This is a genomic window from Campylobacter sp. BCW_4332 (assembly GCF_001763175.1).
In the GTDB taxonomy this organism is placed as follows: domain Bacteria; phylum Campylobacterota; class Campylobacteria; order Campylobacterales; family Campylobacteraceae; genus Campylobacter_D; species Campylobacter_D jejuni.
The window spans coordinates 1-1,556 of record NZ_MJYF01000017.1 but is presented as its reverse complement, the minus strand read 5'-3'; the positions used below and the strand labels follow the sequence as shown (position 1 = coordinate 1,556).

The following is a 1,556-nucleotide window of genomic DNA, read 5'->3' as shown; positions in this document are numbered from 1 at the left end:
GTAAAATTGATAGGAAAGTTTTAAAAGAACTTGTTTAAATAAATATTTTATAATTTCAAAAAAACCAAAGGAGCAAATATGCAAGAAATCAAACAATTTTTTATTAATATTGGTAAAGGTGATATCAGTGAATTGGATATTGATTTATTTAGTAGTGGAAAGATTGATAGTTTAGATATTATAAACCTTGTTGGAGAAATTGAAAAATTTTATCAAGTAGAATTAGATTTTGAAGATTTAATTCCTGAAAATTTTGAAAATTTTAATAGCATAAGAAATCTTATTGACAAAGGTTTGAGATGAAGGTTGTGATTATAGGATCTAGCCATTCTCAGAGCAGAGGAATTCCTGCTGGATTTAGAGAAGAGGGATGGGATGTTTCAAGCCTATCTATTGGTGGATCTTCGACAGCATTTGTTTTGTTGAGGATTTGCGATGTCCAAAATAAGAAATTATTGGAAGAAGCAGATTTGATTATTTGTGAAAGTAATTCTGGTGATTTTAGATTAGATACTGATATTGCTTGTCAGGATATTTATGATACATACAGGTATCTTTACTCGTTTAAAAAAAAAGTTGTTATTTGCTTGTGGTCTCATCGAGAAGATATTATTAAAAACCAAATTATAGATAGTATGCATACTAAACTTAGTGGATTTTATGGATTTAATTTAGTTGATTTATCTAAACTTAGGCGTCAAACAATTTATTTTTTAACTTTTGATGGTATTCATATATTTATGTCTATATTAAAAGAGTTTGGTCGTAATATTGCTAAAAATTTTCATACTTTAAAATATCCAAAAGAGATTAATAATCTTAAAGAGTGCAAAAAATTTGAAGTTTGTCAAGTAAGTGAAATGCTTGGAGTAAACCCTAGTATACATAAATATATCGATCGCTTTATAGGTATAAAATCTACACTGCTAAAGTTAACTGAAGATTGCGAACTAAAGTTTTCTAAAAAATATTATGGTTATAAAATCCATTCTGTTTTTTCAGACAATCTTAATACTATTTTGCCTTCTGCTATAACTATTGCAAATAAAAATATTTTATTAAATTCCATATTATTTCCTGGTGCAGCAGTAAAACGTTTTGGTGAGATGATTGATATTGATGAATTTACTAAAATAACAAGCAATAGTAGATTTGTTGGTGATATGGATAAAAAAGTTGCTCCATGTGAAAAGCCAAATGTTAATAAATATTTAGGCTATGTGGGTATAATATCTTTCTTACTTGTGAAAGATTACCATACCGAAGAAATAGATTTTGAAGCTTTAGCTAATGAAAATATAGAAATACCAGAAGAATATAATTTTAATCATTTAATCCCTCCTATAGAGCTTTATAAAGAAATTATAGACGAGTATTGTGCTACAATGGATCCAAGAAAACTAGCTTCATTACAAAAACAAATTTCAGTTTTAACTCAAGAAAAACAAGATTTGCAAAACAAATTTCAAAACGAACTTAATTCTTTACCTGCAAAAAAACAACGTTTAGAATTAGCCAATCTAGAACAAGATTTAATTATTAAAAAATTAGAAAGT

Annotated in this window: 1 protein-coding gene and 1 pseudogene; both read left to right on the top strand. The window is 26.9% G+C overall.

The window, feature by feature from the left end; translation table 11 throughout:
- The first annotated feature begins 78 nt into the window (after positions 1–78).
- A complete protein-coding gene (locus AJN64_RS01460; protein ID WP_070292570.1) occupies positions 79–303 on the top strand; it encodes an acyl carrier protein in 225 nt (74 codons plus the stop codon).
- Positions 300–1,556, top strand: a pseudogene (locus AJN64_RS09695) (hypothetical protein); the annotation flags it as partial. The gene AJN64_RS01460 and the pseudogene AJN64_RS09695, both read left to right, overlap by 4 nt.